The 18,199-nt window shown below is 68.4% G+C and carries 14 protein-coding genes; 8 read left to right on the top strand and 6 right to left on the bottom strand.

Going from position 1 to position 18,199, the window contains the following annotated elements:
- Window positions 1-280 precede the first annotated feature (280 nt).
- Window positions 281-895 (bottom strand): glutathione peroxidase, encoded by a 615-nt coding sequence (locus tag ACGLHS_RS20960; RefSeq protein WP_394483532.1) that lies wholly within the window; start codon window positions 893-895, stop codon window positions 281-283.
- A 128-nt stretch (window positions 896-1,023) separates the two neighbouring features.
- On the opposite strand from ACGLHS_RS20960, the gene ACGLHS_RS20955 reads away from it, so the two are divergent.
- The 3 genes from ACGLHS_RS20955 to ACGLHS_RS20945 all read left to right on the top strand — a co-directional run bounded on the left by ACGLHS_RS20955 (window position 1,024) and on the right by ACGLHS_RS20945 (window position 3,388).
- Entirely contained in the window at window positions 1,024-1,881 is an 858-nt protein-coding gene (locus ACGLHS_RS20955; protein WP_093242639.1) for a ferritin, read from the top strand.
- 80 nt (window positions 1,882-1,961) lie between these two features.
- Complete coding sequence (locus tag ACGLHS_RS20950; RefSeq protein ID WP_394482866.1) at window positions 1,962-2,840, top strand: RNA polymerase sigma-70 factor; 879 nt, start codon at window positions 1,962-1,964, stop codon at window positions 2,838-2,840.
- A gap of 86 nt (window positions 2,841-2,926) precedes the next feature.
- On the top strand, window positions 2,927-3,388 hold the full coding sequence (locus tag ACGLHS_RS20945; protein WP_394482864.1) for a carboxymuconolactone decarboxylase family protein: 462 nt from the start codon (window positions 2,927-2,929) through the stop codon (window positions 3,386-3,388).
- A gap of 21 nt (window positions 3,389-3,409) precedes the next feature.
- On the opposite strand, the gene ACGLHS_RS20940 is transcribed toward ACGLHS_RS20945, so the two are convergent.
- Together ACGLHS_RS20940 and glnE are read right to left on the bottom strand one after the other, a co-directional pair.
- On the bottom strand, window positions 3,410-4,603 hold the full coding sequence (locus ACGLHS_RS20940; RefSeq protein WP_394482862.1) for a septal ring lytic transglycosylase RlpA family protein: 1,194 nt from the start codon (window positions 4,601-4,603) through the stop codon (window positions 3,410-3,412).
- A complete protein-coding gene (gene glnE, locus ACGLHS_RS20935) occupies window positions 4,596-7,400 on the bottom strand; it encodes a bifunctional [glutamate--ammonia ligase]-adenylyl-L-tyrosine phosphorylase/[glutamate--ammonia-ligase] adenylyltransferase (RefSeq protein WP_394482860.1) in 2,805 nt (934 codons plus the stop codon). The genes ACGLHS_RS20940 and glnE overlap by 8 nt, the downstream gene beginning before the upstream one ends.
- Before the next feature lie 25 nt (window positions 7,401-7,425).
- Here glnE and ACGLHS_RS20930 point away from each other — a divergent pair, with 25 nt between their 5' ends.
- The 4 genes from ACGLHS_RS20930 to ACGLHS_RS20915 all read left to right on the top strand — a co-directional run bounded on the left by ACGLHS_RS20930 (window position 7,426) and on the right by ACGLHS_RS20915 (window position 15,334).
- Window positions 7,426-11,712, top strand: coding sequence for a YhdP family protein (locus ACGLHS_RS20930; RefSeq protein WP_394482858.1), 4,287 nt, complete (start codon window positions 7,426-7,428; stop codon window positions 11,710-11,712).
- Window positions 11,709-12,524: a carbon-nitrogen hydrolase family protein gene (locus tag ACGLHS_RS20925; protein ID WP_394482856.1), complete on the top strand. Its 816-nt coding sequence runs from the start codon at window positions 11,709-11,711 to the stop codon at window positions 12,522-12,524. Before ACGLHS_RS20930 ends, ACGLHS_RS20925 begins: the two co-directional genes overlap by 4 nt.
- A gap of 10 nt (window positions 12,525-12,534) precedes the next feature.
- Window positions 12,535-14,580 carry a nitrogen regulation protein NR(II) gene (locus ACGLHS_RS20920; protein WP_394483530.1) on the top strand — a complete coding sequence of 682 codons (2,046 nt, stop codon included), beginning with the start codon at window positions 12,535-12,537 and terminating at the stop codon, window positions 14,578-14,580.
- 127 nt (window positions 14,581-14,707) lie between these two features.
- Complete coding sequence (locus ACGLHS_RS20915) at window positions 14,708-15,334, top strand: response regulator transcription factor (protein WP_093242653.1); 627 nt, start codon at window positions 14,708-14,710, stop codon at window positions 15,332-15,334.
- Between the two features lie 4 nt (window positions 15,335-15,338).
- Here ACGLHS_RS20915 and ACGLHS_RS20910 read toward each other — a convergent pair whose 3' ends face one another.
- The 3 genes from ACGLHS_RS20910 to ACGLHS_RS20900 form a co-directional block, all read right to left on the bottom strand.
- Window positions 15,339-15,905 (bottom strand): OmpA family protein, encoded by a 567-nt coding sequence (locus tag ACGLHS_RS20910; RefSeq protein WP_093242655.1) that lies wholly within the window; start codon window positions 15,903-15,905, stop codon window positions 15,339-15,341.
- Window positions 15,906-15,992: 87 nt separating this feature from the next.
- Window positions 15,993-16,649 (bottom strand): OmpA family protein, encoded by a 657-nt coding sequence (locus ACGLHS_RS20905; RefSeq protein WP_093242657.1) that lies wholly within the window; start codon window positions 16,647-16,649, stop codon window positions 15,993-15,995.
- 196 nt (window positions 16,650-16,845) lie between these two features.
- Complete coding sequence (locus ACGLHS_RS20900; RefSeq protein WP_394482852.1) at window positions 16,846-17,007, bottom strand: hypothetical protein; 162 nt, start codon at window positions 17,005-17,007, stop codon at window positions 16,846-16,848.
- Here ACGLHS_RS20900 and ACGLHS_RS20895 point away from each other — a divergent pair.
- Window positions 17,006-18,157 carry a murein transglycosylase A gene (locus ACGLHS_RS20895; RefSeq protein ID WP_394482850.1) on the top strand — a complete coding sequence of 384 codons (1,152 nt, stop codon included), beginning with the start codon at window positions 17,006-17,008 and terminating at the stop codon, window positions 18,155-18,157. The two genes, ACGLHS_RS20900 and ACGLHS_RS20895, sit on opposite strands and share 2 nt — an antisense overlap.
- The last annotated feature ends 42 nt before the right edge of the window (window positions 18,158-18,199 follow it).

Genomic DNA, 18,199 nt, shown 5'->3' with positions numbered 1-18,199 from the left:
CCGGCGGGAATATAAAAATGCTGCGAGGCGCCCCGACGCGAAGGAGGGAGGGAGGGAGGAGGAGAAGAATCGCCTCGGGATTTCGACCGGACGGCAGGCGCCCGGAAGACCTCGCAACATGAAACTTGCTGGGCAATCACTGCCCACGCAAGTTAGGAGCGCGACCTCCGCGGCACGGTTCCCGTTGGATTGGTAAACGTTTGTTTCGCCGGGTTCACATGGGTCTGCACGCATCGGTAAATAATATTACCGATCCGTATTTTTGTGAACTGTTCAGTTTTCAATTGGGTCCGAGTTGCTTCTCGATGACGCTCACGAAGCCGTTTTCATCGGGCGCCGTCATGCTCGACCACGCCTGCACGACCTTGCCGTCGCGGCCGATCAGGTACTTGTAGAAGTTCCATTTCGGCGTGGTTCCGGACGCCTGTGCGAGCTGCTTGAACAGCGGGTTGGCCTCCGTGCCGCGCACCGACGACTTGGCGAACATCGGGAATTTCACGCCGAAGGTGCTCTCGCAGAAGTCGGCGATTTCCTTGTTGGAGCCCGATTCCTGCGCAAAGTCGTTGGACGGGAAGCCCAGCACCACGAGACCGCGCGCGCGGTATTTCATGTCCAATGCCTCCAGCCCCTTGTACTGCGGGGTGAAGCCGCAAAAGCTGGCCGTATTGACCACCAGGACCACCTTGCCCGAGTACTGGCACAGAGTCTGGGGCTTTTCATCCTGCAGCCGCGGGAAGGTGTGTTGCAGGATGGCCGGGCACCCTGCCGCCTCGGCCGGGGCGGGTGCGGCAGGGGCGCTTTGGGCACTTGCGGGAAGGGCGGTAAACAGGCTCGCCACGAGGGAAATAGCCGGGGTGCAGCGCAAGAGCGTCGACAATCGGGAGTGGGTTCGCATGGCGGACTCCTGGTTCAAAAGGGGGGTGTGCATCCGTGCCGCAAGGGCGCGCGTATTCGCATCATCGCGCGTCTGTCATGGTCGCGCCAAACGGGCCGACTAAAATCGGCGGCCATAGAAAGACATTGATGCTCTATCCGGAACTCTTCAGACAACTCGAATCCGTCCGCTGGGACATGGACAAAGACATTCCCTGGCAGTCGTTCGACGCTTCTTTGCTGACGGAAGAGCAGGCGCAAACCATCAAGATGAACGCCATCACCGAGTGGGCGGCGCTGCCGGCCACCGAGATGTTCTTGCGCGACAACCGCCACGATAGCGACTTTTCGGCTTTCATGTCGATCTGGTTCTTCGAGGAGCAAAAGCACTCGCTGGTGCTGATGGAGTACCTCAAGCGCTTCAGCCCCAAGCACGCGCCCACCGAGCAGGAGCTGCACGACGTGCGCTTCGACTTCGACCCGGCCCCTCCGCTCGAAACCCTGATGCTGCATTTCTGCGGCGAGATCCGCCTGAACCACTGGTACCGCCGCGCCGCCCAGTGGCACACCGAGCCGGTCATCAAGCACATCTACACCACGCTGAGCCAGGACGAAGCCCGCCACGGCGGCGCCTACCTGCGCTACATGAAGCGCGCCATGGAAAAGTTCGGCGACGAGGCCCGTGCCGCGTTCACCAAGGTCGGCGTCCTGATGGCCAGCGCGCGCCGTACCGCCCAGGCGCTGCACCCGACCAACCTGCACGTCAACAAGTCGCTGTTCCCGAACGACACCATCCAGAGCCGCATGCCCGACCCGGACTGGCTCGAGCACTGGCTCGACAAGCAGATCAAGTTCGACGCCGTCTGGGAAACCAAGGTCGGCGAGCGCATCCTGCACAACCTGAGCCTGCTCATGAACCGCAGCTTCAAGACCGTGCAGGAGCTGAACCGCTACCGCAAGGAAATCACCGCCTCCCTGGGGCCCAAGCCCGAATACCAGGGCGCATAAGCAAAAAACTCGCCCCGCATGCCGGGGCGTTTTTTTGGGCGGGGTGTCACAAACCGCAGGTGCCAGCCGTCTAGCCCCACATGGACGACCCCACCCTCACCTTCGACAGTCACCGGCGCCGCCTGCAGGGCATCGCCTACCGCATGCTCGGCTCCGTCGCCGAAGCCGAAGAAGTCGTGCAAGACGCATGGCTGCGCTGGCATGACGCCGACAAGAACAGCTTCGACAGCGCCGAAGCCTGGCTCGTGACCGTCGTCACGCGCCTGTCGATCGACCGGCTGCGCGCCGCCAAGGTCCAGCGCGAGCACTACATCGGCACCTGGATGCCCGAGCCCATGCTGACCGAGGCACCCGATACCCCCGAGCAGCTGCTCGAACGCGCGGACAGCGTTTCGGTCGCGTTCCTCACCGTGCTGGAGCGCCTGGCGCCCGAGGCTCGCGCCGCCTTCCTGCTGCGCGAAGTGTTCGATGCCGACTACGACGAAGTGGCCCAGACCCTGGGCAAGAGCGAGGCCGCCTGCCGGCAACTGGTGCACCGCGCCAAGTTGCAGGTGCAGGAGGCGCGCCCGCGCTTCAACGTGCCGCGCGAAACCCACCAGCGCCTGCTGCGTGCCTTCGCCGATGCCGCCGCGCGCGGCAGCCTGCAGGACCTGAAGGCGCTCATGGCGGAAGACGTCGAGCTTCTGGGCGATGGCGGTGGCAAGGTCCAGACCTTCGACAAGATCCTGCGCGGCAGCCAGCGGCTGGCGCAGCTCTACTTCTCGCTCTGGCGCCGCATGGGCGCGGGGGTGCGCATGGAGCTGGTCGACATCAACGGCGAGCCCGGCATGCTGCGCTTTCTCGACGGCGAACTCGAATCGGCCCAGACCTTCGAGATCGAAAACGACCTCATCGTGCGCATCCGCGCGCAGCGCAATCCCGACAAGCTCGCGCGCATCGCGCAGCTTTTTTCGAAATAGACCGGCGCGGGTGTCACAGGGCGAGCGCATCGCCCGTCTTCAGTGGGCAGACAGCAGATTTCATCGTCAACCCACTGGAGAAACCCATGAACACCACCGCCCGCCTCAACTGGTTCAAGCTCGCCCCGAAGTCCTTCGAGGCCATCCTCGCCGTCAATGGCACCCTTGAATCGACCACGCTCGGCAAGAAGCTGGTCGACCTGGTCTTTGCCCGCGTCTCGCAGATCAACGGCTGCGCCTATTGCCTCGACATGCATGTGCGCGACCTGCGCAAGGAAGGCGAAGACTGGCAGCGCATCAACAGCCTGCCGACCTGGCGCGAAGCCGGCTTCTACAGCGAGCGCGAGCGCGCAGCGTTCGCGTGGGCCGAGTCGCTCACGCGGCTGGCGGACAACCACGACGCGCGCGATGCCGAATTCGAAGCCCTGAAGGCGCAGTTCAGCGACCTCGAAATCGTCGAGCTCACGATTGCGATCTCGCAGATCAACACCTGGAACCGCCTCAACGTCGGCATGCGGGTGCCCGTCGCTGCCAAGCCGTTGGCCTGACAAGGCGCGTGCGAGTGATGCCTAGCGGCGCTCCACCACCATCGGTGCGATCCGCAGGCTATCGCGCAACTGCGTGACAGCCTCGCCGGCGGCGGTGCGTGAAGGGAAGGGCCCCGCTTGCAGGCGGTGCGTGCCAGCTTCGCTGAACACGCGCAACTGCGGTGCCAGCGAAGGCAGGCCACGCGCGGCCTGGTTCAACAGGCTCTCGGCGCCGTCGCGTTCGCGGAACGCGCCGAGCTGCACCCAGAAACCCTGCAACGTCGCGGAAGGCGCCGTGGCGCCCGCGGATGGCGGTACTGCCGGCGAAGGCGCGGCCTGCATCGGCGCCAGGTCTGTCACCACGATGGCCGGCCGCGACGGAGGAATGGAGGGCGGCGACTGGGCCGACTCCGGCTCGGCCCCGGTGCCCGGCGGCAACGTGGTCGCCATCGGCGTTTGCGGTGCAACGGGCATCGTCGACGCAGGTGGCGGCATGTCGTTGCTGTTCGCGGCAACCGACGTTGTCCACTGCGCAGGCACAGGGACGGGCACCGGCTGCTGTTGCGCACTCGCCGTGCGTGGCAAGGGCGTGCGTGCCGCAGCCACCGGCACGGGCGCCGCCGATGCGTACGCCGTTCCGCTGTCGCGCCGCCATGCGCCGGTGCGGATGTCCTCGTTCGTGATCCGTTCGATCTCCACCGGCGCCACGCCGCGCAGCAGGTCGAGCTTCAGCGCGGCCGTATAGCTCAGGTCGATGATGCGGCCGTCGACGAAGGGCCCGCGGTCGTTCACCCGCACGATCACCTCGCGGCCATTGGCCGGGTTGCGCACGCGCACATAGCTCGGCAGCGGTAGCGTCTTGTGCGCCGCCGTCATGGCGTACATGTCGTAGGGCTCGCCGCTGGAAGTCGATGCGGCGTGGAACTTGCGCCCGTACCACGAGGCCAGCCCCGACTCGCGAAACGGCCGGTCGTCGGTGATCGGCGCGTAGCCCCGGCCCAGCACCGTGTAGGGCTTGCTGGTGCCGCCGCTGCTGCGGATGGGCTCGACGCGGGGCTCGGCATCGGGCACTCGGTCGAGGTCCGGCGGAATGTTCGTGCCCGGGCCGTCGCGTCCGCTGGCTACACCGCCGCCGCTGCTGCGTGGCCCGCTCGCACAACCTGCCAGAAGAACGGCGACAGCGACCGCGCAGGCCGCCAGCGCGGTGGTCGTGCGGGTACGGGCTTCGTCAGCCAAACACAGCCTTCCATAGCGCCAGCATGGCTTCGCGTTCTGCGGCCAGTGCGGGCGGGGTGACTTGCGTGGGTTCTTCGTTCAGGCGTGCGCGATGCTGCACGCGCCGCAGTTCGCGATAGGCCCGTGCCGCGCTGCGGCCGACGCCCTCGGGCAGCAGGCCCGCCAGTTCGGCGCGCAACAGCAGCGCGATGTTGCCGACGTTGGGAATCAGCTCGGGGTGCTCGCCCGACGACGACAGCACCAGGAACTGCACCGCAAACTCGGCATCGACCATGCCGCCAGGGCTGTGCTTCACGTCGAAGCGGTCGGCCTTGACTGGCCGCGCGCCGCGCAGCTTGTCGCGCATCGCGATGATCTCGGCCTTCAGCGCCTCGCGGTCGCGCGGCGACACCAGCACGGCCTCGCGCACCTGATCGAAACGCGCACCCAGTTCGGCGCCGTGGTCGGCGCTGCCGAGCACGAAGCGCGCGCGCGTCATGGCCTGGTGCTCCCAGGTCCACGCGGTGTTGCTGCCGCGGCCGAGCTGGTACTTCTCGTAGGCCGCGAAGCTGGTGGTGAGCAGGCCCGAGTTGCCGTTGGGCCGCAGGGCCGTGTCGATCTCGAACAGATCGCCTTCGCGCGTCTTCACCGTGAGCCAGTTGATGAGCTTGCGCACATAGGCCGCATAGACCTCGCCGGCGCGCTCGTCGTCATCGTCGTAGACGAACACGATGTCCAGGTCGCTGCCGTAGCCCAGCTCTTTGCCGCCCAGCTTGCCGTAGCCGATGATCGCGAACTGCGCCACTTCGCGGTGGCGGTTGCGCACATGCGGCCAGCACCAGCGGGCAGTCACGCGCAGCGTGGTGTCGGCCAGCGCGCTCAGGTCGTCGGCCACCTGCTCGACGGTGATGCGGCCGTCGACGTCGCGCGCCAGCGTGCGGAACACCTCGGCGTGGTGGGCATGGCGCAGCAGGTTCAAAAGGCGCTCTTCGTCGGCCTCGCCGGTGCGGGTGAGCGATGTGTGGCGTGCCTCGAGTTCGCGCTCGAACTCCTCGGCCACGAAGCGGCCGGACAGCATCTCGTCGCTCGCCAGCTCGTCGATCACGCCGGGGTGCTGCATCAGGTAGCGCGCGGGCCATTTCGCGGCGCCCAGCAGGCGCAGCAGGCGCTCTTGCACGGCGGGCCGCTCAACCAGCAGCGCGAGGTAGCTTTCGCGGCGCATCAGCGGCTCGATCCAGTCGGCCCAGCGCATGGCGGCATCGACATGGCGCGGCGTTTGCCCCGCGCCGTCGCCGTCGGGCTCCTTGAGCCATTGGCCGGTGCGCTGCACCAGCTGGCGCAACCGCCCGCGCGTTTCTTCGCGCAGCGCGAGCACGCGCGGTGTTTCGCACCAGTCGCGGATGCGTTCGGCAAAGGCGGGCGGCAGGTCGTCGAGCAGGTCCGCGAGGTCGGCGGGTGCCGCGGCCTTCTTGCCGTTGCACTTGCCGTTGCAGGGCTTCTCGCCGCCGAGCAGCTTGTCGAACTCCTGCGCGACGAATTCGCGGTGGGTGTCGAGCTGCGCAAGGAAGGGGCAGCAGTCGGCATAGCCCATGGTCTGGGCGATCCAGCGCAGGTCGTCGTCGGCCACCGGCAGCACGTGGGTCTGCTGGTCGTCCAGGTACTGGATGCGGTGCTCGACGCGGCGCAGGAACTCGTAGGCCGCGGCCAACGCATCGGCGGTTTCCTGCGGCATCAGGTTGGCTCGCGCCAGCCGCTGCAGCGCATCGAGCGTGGGCCGCGTGCGCAGTTCGGGGAACTGCCCGCCGCGCACCACCTGCAGCAGCTGCACGGTGAATTCGATTTCGCGGATGCCGCCGCGCGAGAGCTTGACGTCGTTCGCGCGCTCGGGCCGCCCGGCACTGCGGCGCGCCGACTGCTCGCGGATCTGCCGGTGCAGCGTGCGCAGCGAATCAAACACGCTGTAGTCGAGATAGCGGCGGAACACGAAGGGCAGCACCGCACCGCGCAGGCCCTGTGCGTGCCCCGCGAGCACCAGCTCGCGCGGCGCGACCACGCGGCTCTTCATCCAGGCGAAGCGCTCCCATTCGCGGCCCTGCACCTGGAAATATTCTTCGAGCGCATCGAGCGAGACCACGCTCGGCCCCGAGTTGCCGTTGGGTCGCAGCGCCAGGTCGACGCGGAACACGAAGCCGTGCTCGGTGGTGTCGCCCACCAGCGCGTAGATGCGCTTCACGGCGCGCGAGAAGTACTCCTGGTTGGCAAGGCGCCCACGGCCTTCGGCGTCGCCCTTGGTCTCGCCATCGAGGTCGTAGAGATAGATGAGGTCGATGTCGCTCGACACATTGAGCTCGCGCGCACCGAGCTTGCCCATGCCGATGATCCAGAGCTGCGCGCGCTGGCCATCGGGGCCGAGCGGCGCGCCGTGCACGGCGTCGAGTTCGTGGCAGGCGTCGCTGCAGGCGATGTCGAGCGCCAGCTCGGCCAGTTCGGTGACGGCGGTGGTCACCACGGCCAGCGGCGCATGCGCGTCGCAATCAAGCGTTACAAGCCGCTCCATCACGAGCTGCCGCACAATCCGCAGTGCATCGCCGACGCTGTCCCCTCGTTGGCGCAATGCCTCGAAAGCCACAGTCATCGATTCGCGCCGCGGCGCGCCAGGGGGAAGCAATGCAAGTTCGGCCGCATACCTGCGACGCAGGCGCTGCACGAAGCGGGAGTAGGAAGAAAACGCGATCTGCGCGATCTGCGTCGAAGTGGCTGGCAACTGGTTCACACTGCTATCGGTTTCCGTGGAACCCCTCTGAATGCTGGCGGTCATAATTCCCGACACAGCGCGATCCTCAATGAACGACACGGCGTCTACCCCTTCACGTCTGCTCAAAATCACCGCTGTGACGGCGCGCTGGCTGTTGGGTTTGCTGATCGCTGCATGGCTTCTTCTGGCGCTGTCAGTCGTTGTCCTACACGCGTGGATTGTGCCGCGAATCGGCGATTTTCGCGGCGCTCTGGAGGCACAGGCTAGCAAGGCCATCGGCGTGCCGGTCCGCATCGGATCGATCACCGCCCGCTCCGAAGGGCTTTTCCCGGCCTTCGAATTGCGCGACGTGGTGCTGCAGGACGCTGACAAACGCGAGGCGCTGCGCCTCGTGCGCGTGGTGGCCAGCGTGTCGCCGCGTTCGCTCTGGCGGCTGAATTTCGAGCAGCTCTACATCGAGGGCCCGCAGCTCGAAGTGCGCCGCGATGCTCAGGGAAAACTCCATGTGGCTGGTTTGCACATGTCGACCGATACGACCGGAGAGACCCGTGCCGCCGACTGGTTTTTCGCCCAGCGCGAGCTGGTCATCGAAGGCGGCACCGTGCGCTGGACCGACGAGCAGCGCCAGGTCGAGCCGCTGCTGCTGACCGACGTGCGCTTCGTTGCGCGCAACACCGGCCTGCGCCACGGCCTGCGGCTCGATGCCACGCCGCCGGCCGGCTGGGGCGAGCGCTTCACGCTGCGCGGCCAGTTCCGCCAGCCGTTGCTGTCGATCCGCAGCGGCCACTGGCAGACGTGGGACGGCGTGCTCTATGCCGACCTGCCCTACATCGACGTCACGCGCCTGGGCCGCTACGTGGCACTCGACGCCCGCATCCGCGAGGGCAACGGCGCGTTGCGCGTGTGGGCCGACGTCGATGATGGCCAGATCGTCGGCGCCGCCGCCGACCTCGGGCTCGACCGGGTCGACGTCTCGCTCGACAAGGGCCTGCAGCCACTGGTGCTGCGTACCGTCACCGGCCGGCTGGCCGGCCAGTTCTCCGCGGAAACCCTCGAGTTTTCGACCACCGCGTTGCAGTTCGATACCAGCGATGGCATGCGCTGGCCCGGTGGCAACCTCTGGCTGCAGCACACGCCGGTCAAGGGACGCACGCCCGAGCACGGCGCGTTGCGCGCCGATCGGCTCGACCTCGCGGCGCTGGCCCTCATCGCCGACCGGCTGCCGCTGGGCGAGGCCACGCACAAGGCGCTGGCTGCCTATGCGCCGCGCGGGCTGGTCGAGCACATCGACGTGACCTGGCAGGGCACGCTGGGCGCGCCCGACAGGTACCAGGCCAAGGGCCGCGTGAGCGGCTTGCGCGTGGCCTCGCAGCCCGGCACGACCGACACAGCCGCGGGCCCGCCCGCATCGACGACTGCATCGACGACCGCGACAACGGCTGCAACACCGCCAGCAACAGCAGCAACGACGACCGCCACGGTCGCCACCGCGAACAGCGCCGCGCCGCCCCACCCCAAGGTCCACCCCGGCACGCCCGGCCTGAGCGGTGCCACGGTCGACTTCGACGCCACCCACACCGGTGGCACCGCCACCTTGGCGATCGCTCAGGGCACGCTCGAGTTTCCCGGTGTGTTCGAAGAGCCCGTCATCCCCATCGACCGGCTCTCGACCCAGCTGCAATGGAAGCTCGACAACGGCAATGCGCAGTTGCAGGTTTCCAAGCTGCGCTTCGCCAATGCCGACGCCGAGGGCGACGCCGAAGCCAGCTGGCGCACCAGCGATCCGGCCACGTCCAGCAGCAAGGGCCACTACCCCGGCGTGCTCGACCTGCAGGGCAAGCTGACCCGCGCCGACGGCACGCGCGTGTTCCGCTACCTCCCGCTCGACATTCCCCAGCACACGCGCGACTACGTGCGCGACGCCGTCACCAGGGGCACGGCCAGCAGCGTCGATTTCCGCGTGCGCGGCGACCTGCACGACATGCCCTTCCTCGATCCGAAGCTGGGCGACTTCCGCATCGCGGCCAAGGTGGCGGACGTCAACTACGCCTACGCACCACCCCATGTCCCGCCCACGCCATCGCGCAGCAACGGCATGCCGCCCCCGGTGTGGCCGCCGCTCACCGGCCTGTCGGGCGAGCTGGTGTTCGAGCGCGACAGCATGCTGGTGCGCAATGCACGGGGCCGCCTGGCCGGCACCAACGGTGTCGAAGTGACCAAGGCCGAGGCGCAGATCCCCGAGCTGTCGCACCACGCGCCGCAACTGCGCGTCGACGCGCAGGCCAAGGGCCCGCTCGCCGAGGTGCTGCGCGTGGGCGCGCCGCTGGCTGGCGAAACGGGCGAGATCATGCTGCGTGCGCGCGCCACCGGTTCGGCCGACTACAAGCTGCACCTCGAGTTGCCGCTTGCGGCCATGGACAACGCCAAGGTGCAGGCCAGCGTGACACTGGCCGACAACGAGCTGCAGGTCGTGCCCGAGGCGCCTTCCCTGACACAGGCCAAGGGCACGGTGAACTTCACCGAGACCGGCTTCTCGCTGGCCGGCGTGCAGGCCCGGCTGCTGGGCGGCGACATCCGCGTCGAAGGCAAGGGCCGCTTCAACGGCCCCAACCGCGAGGTCGCCCTGAAGGCGCAAGGCACGGCCACCGCCGACGGCCTGCGCGGCGCGCGCGAGGTCGACTGGCTCTCGCGCCTGGCCAGCAAGGCCAGCGGCAGCACGCCGTTCGCGGCCAGCTTCTCGGTGCGCGACGGCGCCCCCGAGTTCTCGCTCACCAGCAGCCTGCAGGGCATGGCGCTGCAGCTGCCACCGCCGCTGGTCAAGACCGCCGAAGAGCAGATGCCGCTGCGCATCGAGAAGAAGGTGATCGCGCGCGAAACCCGCCAGGGCGCGGGCGTCGCCACGCAAGACCAGCTCACGCTCGACCTGGGCCGCGTGGGGGCGATCCAGTACGTGCGCGACATCTCGGGCCCCGAGGCGCGCGTGCTGCGCGGCAGCATCGGCTTCGGCCTGTCGGCGGGCGAAACCGCCAGCCTCCCCGACAAGGGCGTGTTCGCCAACGTCAACATCGTCAAGCTCGACACCTCCGCATGGCAGGCGCTGCTGGGTTCGGCCGTGAGCAACGCCTCCGAGAGCGCCGGCAGCACCGAGCGGGCCGACGACCCGGCCCTGGCCTACCTGCCCACCCGCATCGCGGTGCGCGCGCAGCAGCTGGGCGTGGCGGGCCGCACGCTGCACAACGTGGTGCTGGGCGGCACGCGCGATGGCGCGCTCTGGCGCGCCAACATCGACGCCACCGAATTGAGCGGCTATGCGGAGTACCGCCACACGCAGGCCGGGCGCCTGTATGCGCGGCTCGCACGACTGAAGATCGCGCCGTCCGAGGCCACGCAGGTCGAGGCCCTGCTCGACGAACAGCCCGGCACCCTGCCGGCCCTGGACATCGTGGTCGACGACTTCGAACTGCTGGGCAAGCGGCTGGGCCGCGCCGAGATCGACGCGGTCAACCGCGGTGGCGCCGGGCGCGAATGGGCGCTCAACAAGCTGACCCTCACCACGCCTGAGGCCAACTTCGCGGCCAAGGGCAGCTGGGCCGCCATTCCGGGTGCGCCAGCCGGGCAGCGCCGCACGGCGATGACCTTCAAGCTCGACATCGCCGATGCCGGCGAGCTGCTCGCGCGCTTCGGCATGCCGGGCGTGCTGCGGCGCGGCAAGGGGCGGCTCGAAGGCGACGTCAACTGGCGCGGCTCGCCCTTCTCGCTCGACTACCCGAGCCTGGGCGGACAACTGCAGGTCGACGTGGAATCGGGCCAGTTCCTCAAGGCCGACCCGGGGCTGGCCAAGCTGCTCGGCGTGCTGAGCCTGCAGGCGCTGCCGCGCCGGCTCACGCTCGACTTCCGCGACGTGTTCAGCCAGGGCTTCGCCTTCGACTTCATCCGCGGCGACGCGAAGATCAACAAGGGCATCGCCAGCACCAACAACCTGCAGATGAAGGGCGTGAACGCCGCCGCGCTGATGGATGGCTCGGCCGACATCGTGCGCGAGACGCAGAACCTGCGCGTGGTGGTGGTGCCCGAGATCAACGCCGGCACGGCCGCGCTGGTGGCCACCGCCATCAACCCGGCCATCGGCCTGGGCACCTTCCTGGCGCAATGGGTGCTGAGCAAGCCACTGTCGGCCGCGGCCACGCAGGAGTTCCATGTCGAAGGCACCTGGGCCGACCCCAAAATAGCGAAGGTGCCGCGCTCGCTGCAACTGCTGCCCCAGAGCATCCCGTCCCTTCCGGGCCTGCCCGCTTTGCCTGGCTTGCCAGGTTTGCCCGGTGCGTCGGGCGCGTCGACCGCCGAAGAAGGCAAGAAAACGGAGAACACCCCATGAGAGTTGCAGCCATCCAGATGGTGTCGGCCATCGCCCGCGAAGCCAACCTCGCGCGTGCCCACGACCTGCTCGCACAGGCCGCCGCAGCCGGTGCCGAACTGGCGGTGCTGCCCGAGTACTTCTGCATGATGGGCGCGCGCGACACCGACAAGCTGGGCCTGCGCGAGACCGCCGGCGCCGGCATGGTGCAGGGCTTTCTGGCCGACGCGGCGCGCGAGTTCGGGCTGTGGATCGTCGGTGGCACGCTGCCCATCGAGAGCACCGACGCCGAGCACGTGTTCAACAGCTCGCTGTGCTTCTCGCCCGACGGCAAGTGCGTGGCGCGCTACGACAAGATCCATCTCTTCTTCTTCGACAACGGCACCGAGCGCTACGACGAGCGCCGCGTGATCGCACCGGGCACCGAGCCCGTCGTGTTCGACCTGCCCTCGCGCGACGGCCACAGCTGGCGCATCGGCATGAGCGTCTGCTACGACCTGCGCTTTCCCGAGCTGTACCGCGCGCTCGCAAAGCAGGGCGCCGACCTGCTGCTGGTGCCCAGCGCCTTCACCCGCACCACCGGCGCCGCCCACTGGGAGGTGCTGCTGCGTGCCCGCGCCATCGAAAACCTCGCCTGGGTGGTCGCGCCCGCGCAGGGCGGCACGCACGAGAACGGCCGCCAGACCTGGGGCCAGTCGCTGGTTGTCGATCCGTGGGGCACGGTGGTGGCGCAGCAGGCCACCGGAGAAGGCGTGGTGCTGTTCGACATCGACGCCGCGCAGGTCGAGCGCTCGCGCATGCAGCTCCCCGTTCTCTCGCACCGCGTGCTCTGACGTGCCGGCCCTGCCGCCCGAAGCCGCCCCCGAAGCCCCGCACCGCCGGCAAGCGCCCCTGTCGTTCGCGCGCCTGCGGTCGCTCTGGCAGCGCTGGTTTCTGTGGCTGCTGCTGGCCGTGCTGGTGTCGGCGCTGCTGGTCACCGTGGTGTGGCTTGCCGGACGGCACGAGGTCGAGCAGGTGCAGGCCTCGCTCGACCGCGACACCGCCGATGCCGTCTCCGATTTGCGCAGCGGCTTCCAGCGCAACGCGCAGAGCCTGCGCGCCACGCAGGCCCCGGGCGTGGCGCGCTCGCAATGGACCGACACCGCCGCCGCGCTGCTGCGCGAGCACCGCGAATGGCTGCGGCTCGAATGGCGCGATGCCGCGCTGCGCCCCATCGAGGCGGTCAACACGCCCTACCGCATGCGCATCCTCGACGAGGCCAGCCGCGGCCCCGACCAGTCCGACGTCACGCTCGCCTGCGCGGCGGCCCGCAAGCTCGGCGCATCGGCCTACTCGCCGAGCCACTACGTGCCGATCACCGGCGGTGGCGGCGTCGAGGTGATGGAGCTGTGCGTGCCCATCGACGCGGGCGGCTACCTCGTGGCCAGCTATTCGCTGCGCGATGCGTTGATCGAGCTGGTCGGCCCCACGCTCACGCGCGGCCAGGAAGTGGCCTTCACCGAGGCCGACGGCACGCGGCTCGTGGCGCTCGGCACCTCGCGCCGCACCGGCACGCGCGTGTTCACCTCGCAGCAGCTCATCGACCTGCCCGGCGCCGCGCTGATGCTGCGCGTCGATGGCTGGCGCGCCGCGCCCGACCTGTTCCCGAACATGCTCACGGCGCTGGTCACGGCGATCTCGATCGCGCTGGTGTCGGTGCTGGTGCTGCTGGCGCGCGACACGCGGCGGCGGCTGCGCGCCGAGCGCGACCTGGCCGATGCGCTGGCCTTTCGCAAGGCGATGGAAGACTCGGTCATCACCGGCCTGCGCGCGCGCGACCTGCAGGGGCGCATCACCTACGTCAACCCGGCGTTCTGCGAGATGGTCGGCTTCAGCCCCGAAGAACTCATGGCCGACAACACCGAGGCCCCCTACTGGCCCACCGAGCTGGCGCACGAATACCAGCAGCGCCAGGCGCGGCGTCTGGCCGGTGGCATGCCGCCGCGCGAAGGCTTCGAGTCGGTCTTCATGCGCAAGGACGGCACGCGCTTTCCGGTGCTGATCTTCGAGGCGCCGCTCATCAACGCGCACCGCGTGCAGACCGGCTGGATGAGCGCGTTCATCGACGTGAGCGAGCAGCGCCGCATCGAAGAGCTTTCTCGTGCCAGCCAGGAGCGCCTTCAGGCCAGCGCGCGCCTGGCCACCGTCGGCGAGATGGCGTCGCTGCTGAGCCACGAACTCACGCAGCCCTTGGCTGCCATTGCCAGCTACGCGAGCGGCTCGCTCAACCTGCTCGGGCCGAACGCGAAGGGCGACCAGGGCGAAGTCGCGATGGCCGTGAAGCGCATCGCCGAGCAGGCCGATCGCGCCGGCCAGGTGATCCGCAGCGTGCACGACTTCGTGCGCCGGCGCGACCGCACGCGCGAGGCCGTGGCGCCACAGGCGCTGATCGATGCGGTGCTGCCGCTGGTGCGGCTGCAGGCGCGCAAGCTTGGCGTGATCATCGAAGTGGTGCTCGAAGACCGCCTGCCCGCCGCCATGTGCGACCGCACGCTGGTCGAGCAGGTGCTGCTCAACCTGGCGCGCAATGCGATGCAGGCGATGGACATGCCCGACAACGTCGGCAGCCGGGTGCTGCGGCTGCGCGTGGCGCGCGCCGTGGCGGTAGGCGGCACGGGGCAGGAAGACGCTCGCCGCTGGCTGGAGTTTTCGGTGGCCGACCTGGGCTGCGGCATCAGCGCGGAAGTGGCCGAGCGGCTCTTCACGCCTTTCTTCACCACGCGCGCCGATGGCATGGGGCTCGGGCTGAGCCTGTGCCGCACGGTGGTGGAGCAGCACGGCGGCGCGCTCATGTTCGAGCCCAATCGCCCGCGCGGCACCGTCTTCCGGTTTACCCTGCCGAGCACATGAAGCACCTCCAGGCTTTGCGTACTTCGTGTCGCTTCTACATGCCCTTTGTCGAGGGCAACGCCAGTGGTCCGGCAAAGCCGACTCCGCGGTGGCCTACGAAGAGCCCGTTTTCGTTTTTGGATTTGAAATGCAACCGCTGATCGATGGATTGATCTTTATCGTGGACGACGACGCCAGCGTGCGCGAGGCGCTCGCCTGGCTGCTGCGCTCGAGGCGCCTGGCCTCCGAGCACTTCGGCAGCGCCGAGGTTTTCGAGCAATTCCTCGACCAGGGGCCGCTGCCCGAGCAGCCGCTGTGCCTGCTGCTGGATGTGCGCATGCCCGGCACCAGCGGGCTGGTGCTGTTCGACCGGCTCGCCGAGCGCGGGCTGCTGGCGGCAATGCCGGTGATCTTCCTGACCGGCCATGCCGACGTGCCGACCGCCGTCGATGCGGTCAAGCGCGGTGCCTTCGATTTCTGCGAGAAGCCGTTCTCGGACAACGCCCTGGTCGACCGCATCGAGCAGGCGCTGGGCGCGTCGTTGCGCGAACTGGAGGCGCAGCGCGTGCGCCGCAGCCTGGCCGAGCGCATCGCCGAGCTGACCGACCGTGAGCGCGACGTGATGCGGCTCGTGGTCGAAGGCCTGCCGAACAAGCTGATTGCCGACCAGCTCGCGATCAGCGTGCGCACGGTGGAGGTTCACCGCGCGCGCGTGTTCGAAAAGATGGAGGTGAAGTCGGCCGTCGAATTGGCGAACCGGCTTCGGGACCTTTAAAAGGTCAGGCCTTTTCCGCGACGAAGATCTCGACGCGGCGGTTTTGCGCGCGGCCGGCCGCGGTGCCGTTGTCGGCCAGCGGTTCACGCGAGCCACGGCCGTCGGTCGTGATGGCGGTGGTCGACACGCCGCGTCCCACCAGGTGGTTGCGCACGCTGTCGGCGCGGCTTACCGAGAGGCGCTCGTTGCCGTCTTCGGTGCCGGTGTTGTCGGTGTGGCCGATCACGCGCACGCTGGCGGCGGTGGCGGTCTTCAGGCCCTCGGCGACCTTGTCCAGCACCTGCGCCAGGTTGCGCTTGACGTTGGCGCGGCCCGTGTCGAAGGACAGTTCATTGGGAATGACCACGTGTAGCTGGTTGTCGGTGGTCTGCTCGATCACCACACCCGTGCCCTTGGTCGAGGCTTCGAGATCGCTCTTCAGTGCGGCCAGGCGTGCCGTCCAGCTGTTGGCAGGAGCGGCCGGCGCCGCGGCGGGCGCGGCAGCGGCCGGCGGCGGTGTCGACTGCGAGGCGCAGCCCGCAATGACCATCAACGCGGCGGCCGCCGCACTTGCAACAACGAATTTCCTCATGAGTTTTCCCTCTTCTTGGACCAGTGGAATGGTGAGGGGAACCGGTTGTTCAGCGTGGCCGGTTTCCCCGATGTGGTGACAGCGAACTCAACCCTGCGGTGCGCGCTCGCCCACGTAGATCTCGACGCGGCGGTTCTGCGCCCGGCCGGCGTCGCTGTTGTTGTCGGCGATCGGCTCGCGCGAACCGCGGCCTTCGATGCGGAAGGCGGCAGGGTTCACGCCGCGTGCCACCAGGTAGTCGCGCGTGCTGGTGGCGCGCTCGACCGACAGCGGGTTGTTGATGGCGTCGGAACCGGTGCTGTCGGTGTGGCCGATGATGCGCACCTCGGCGTTCGGGTTGTTGCGCAGGCCGTTCGCGAACTGGTCGAGCACCGGCGCGAAGTTCGACTTGATGTTGGCGCGGCCCACGTCGAAGGACACGTCGCTCGGGATCTGCAGCTTCAGTTCGTTGTTGGGCGTTTGCGTCACGGCGATGCCGGTGCCCTGCGTGGCGGCTTCCATCTGGCGCTTCTGGTTTTCCATGCGCTGCGACCACAGGTAGCCGCCGAGCGCGCCGGCCGCGGCACCGACGACCAGGCCCGTATTGACACCGGTGCGACCACCGGTGGCCGCACCGATGGCGGCGCCTCCCAATGCGCCAACGCCGGCGCCGATGCCGGTGTTGCGCTGCGTATCGGTCATTCCTCCGGCGCAGCCGGACAGGACGATGGCCGTGGCCACGGTAGCGAATACGAACTTTTTCATGGCGAGACCTTTCTAGGTTGAATCAGGCGGGCCAGAGCTTAGCTCCCGGAAGTGCCAGATGGTACGGGCTCAAAGCCCTACGGAAAATAAGAAAAGTTTCGCCATCGCGCATGAATGCTGCGATGATTGCTACTAAAGTAATAGCAATGGGGTGCTTGTCCGACACGCGGGTGCGGCATCGGGCTACACAAGCAATTCACGGTTTCGGCGGCGGGTTCCGATCGGTGGCGCTGGTGCCCTCTTCGGCATCGGTTTCGTCGTGCAATTCACCCTTCTTGCGGCCGGAAAACATGGTCCACCAAATGATCAAGATGAACACGAGTCCCGCGGCGAGGGCTTCAAGCAGAATCAAACCCATGAGAAATGGACTCCTGTGGCTGGTTGGGCTGGTGATCGTAGCAACGCTGGCCGGCTGTTCCGTCGGCCCCCGCGTGCCTGACGGGCCCACCCGCCCTTCCGTCATTGCCCCGCCGCGCGACCTGGGGCCCCTGACCGGCTCGCTCACGCATCCCAAGAGCCGCTGGGTGCCGGTCGGCTGGGCCGAGTTGCCGGGTTTCGGCGAAGACCCGCTGCATGAAGCGTGGATCGCACTGCTGGCCAACTGCTCGCGCCCCAATGCGGCCTTTGCGCCCCTGTGCCGCGACGTGCGCCAGCTCACCATCGCCACGCCCGAAGAACAGCGCCAGTGGATGACCGACCGGCTGCAGCCTTACCGCGTCGAGGCCCTGAACGGCCAGAGCGAAGGCAAGCTCACCAGCTACTACGAGCCGGTGTACGAAGCGTCCCGCGTGCCCAGCGCCACCTTCAACATTCCGCTCTACCAGGCGCCCGATGGCCTCGTGCCGCGCCGCCCCTGGTACACCCGCCAGGAGATCGAGACCCTGCCCGAGGCCCAAGCCGCGCTGCGCGGCCGCGAGATCGCCTGGATGGCCGACCCCATCGACGCGCTGATGCTGCACATCCAGGGCTCCGGGCGCCTGCGTATCACCGAGGCCAACGGCTACCAGCACACGGTGCGCGTGGCCTTCTCGGCCACCAACGAGCAGCCCTACCGCAGCGTGCAGCAATGGCTGATGAGCCAGGGCGTGACCAAGGTCGGCAAGTGGCCCGACGACACCAAGGCCTGGGTCGCGCAGAACCCGCAGCGCGTGACGCAGCTGCTGTGGAGCAACCCGCGCTACGTGTTCTTCCGCGAAGAGACGATGAGCGAGGTCGATGCCGCCTTCGGCCCGCGCGGCGCGCAGGGCGTGCCGCTCACGGCGGGGCGCTCCATTGCGGTCGACCGCGAAAGCATCCCGTACGGCACGCCGGTGTGGCTGGCGTCCATCGGGCCGGCGGCGCAACTGCAGAAGCTGGTGGTGGCGCAGGACACCGGCAGCGCCATCCTCGGCGCGGTGCGGGCCGATTACTTCGCCGGCACCGGCCCCGACGCGGGCCGGCTCGCCGCCAGCGTGAACCAGCCGCTGCGCCTGTGGGCGCTGTGGCCGCGGGGGCTGCCGGCGCCCTGACGTTCTGAACATCGCCGGCCGCTTCGCCGGTGCATGAACCTG

Origin of the sequence: Variovorax sp. VaC1, from assembly GCF_043658315.1 — a bacterium.
In the GTDB taxonomy this organism is placed as follows: Bacteria; Pseudomonadota; Gammaproteobacteria; order Burkholderiales; family Burkholderiaceae_C; genus Variovorax.
The sequence above is the reverse complement of the archived record's forward strand: the minus strand, read 5'-3'. Positions and strand labels throughout refer to the sequence as shown.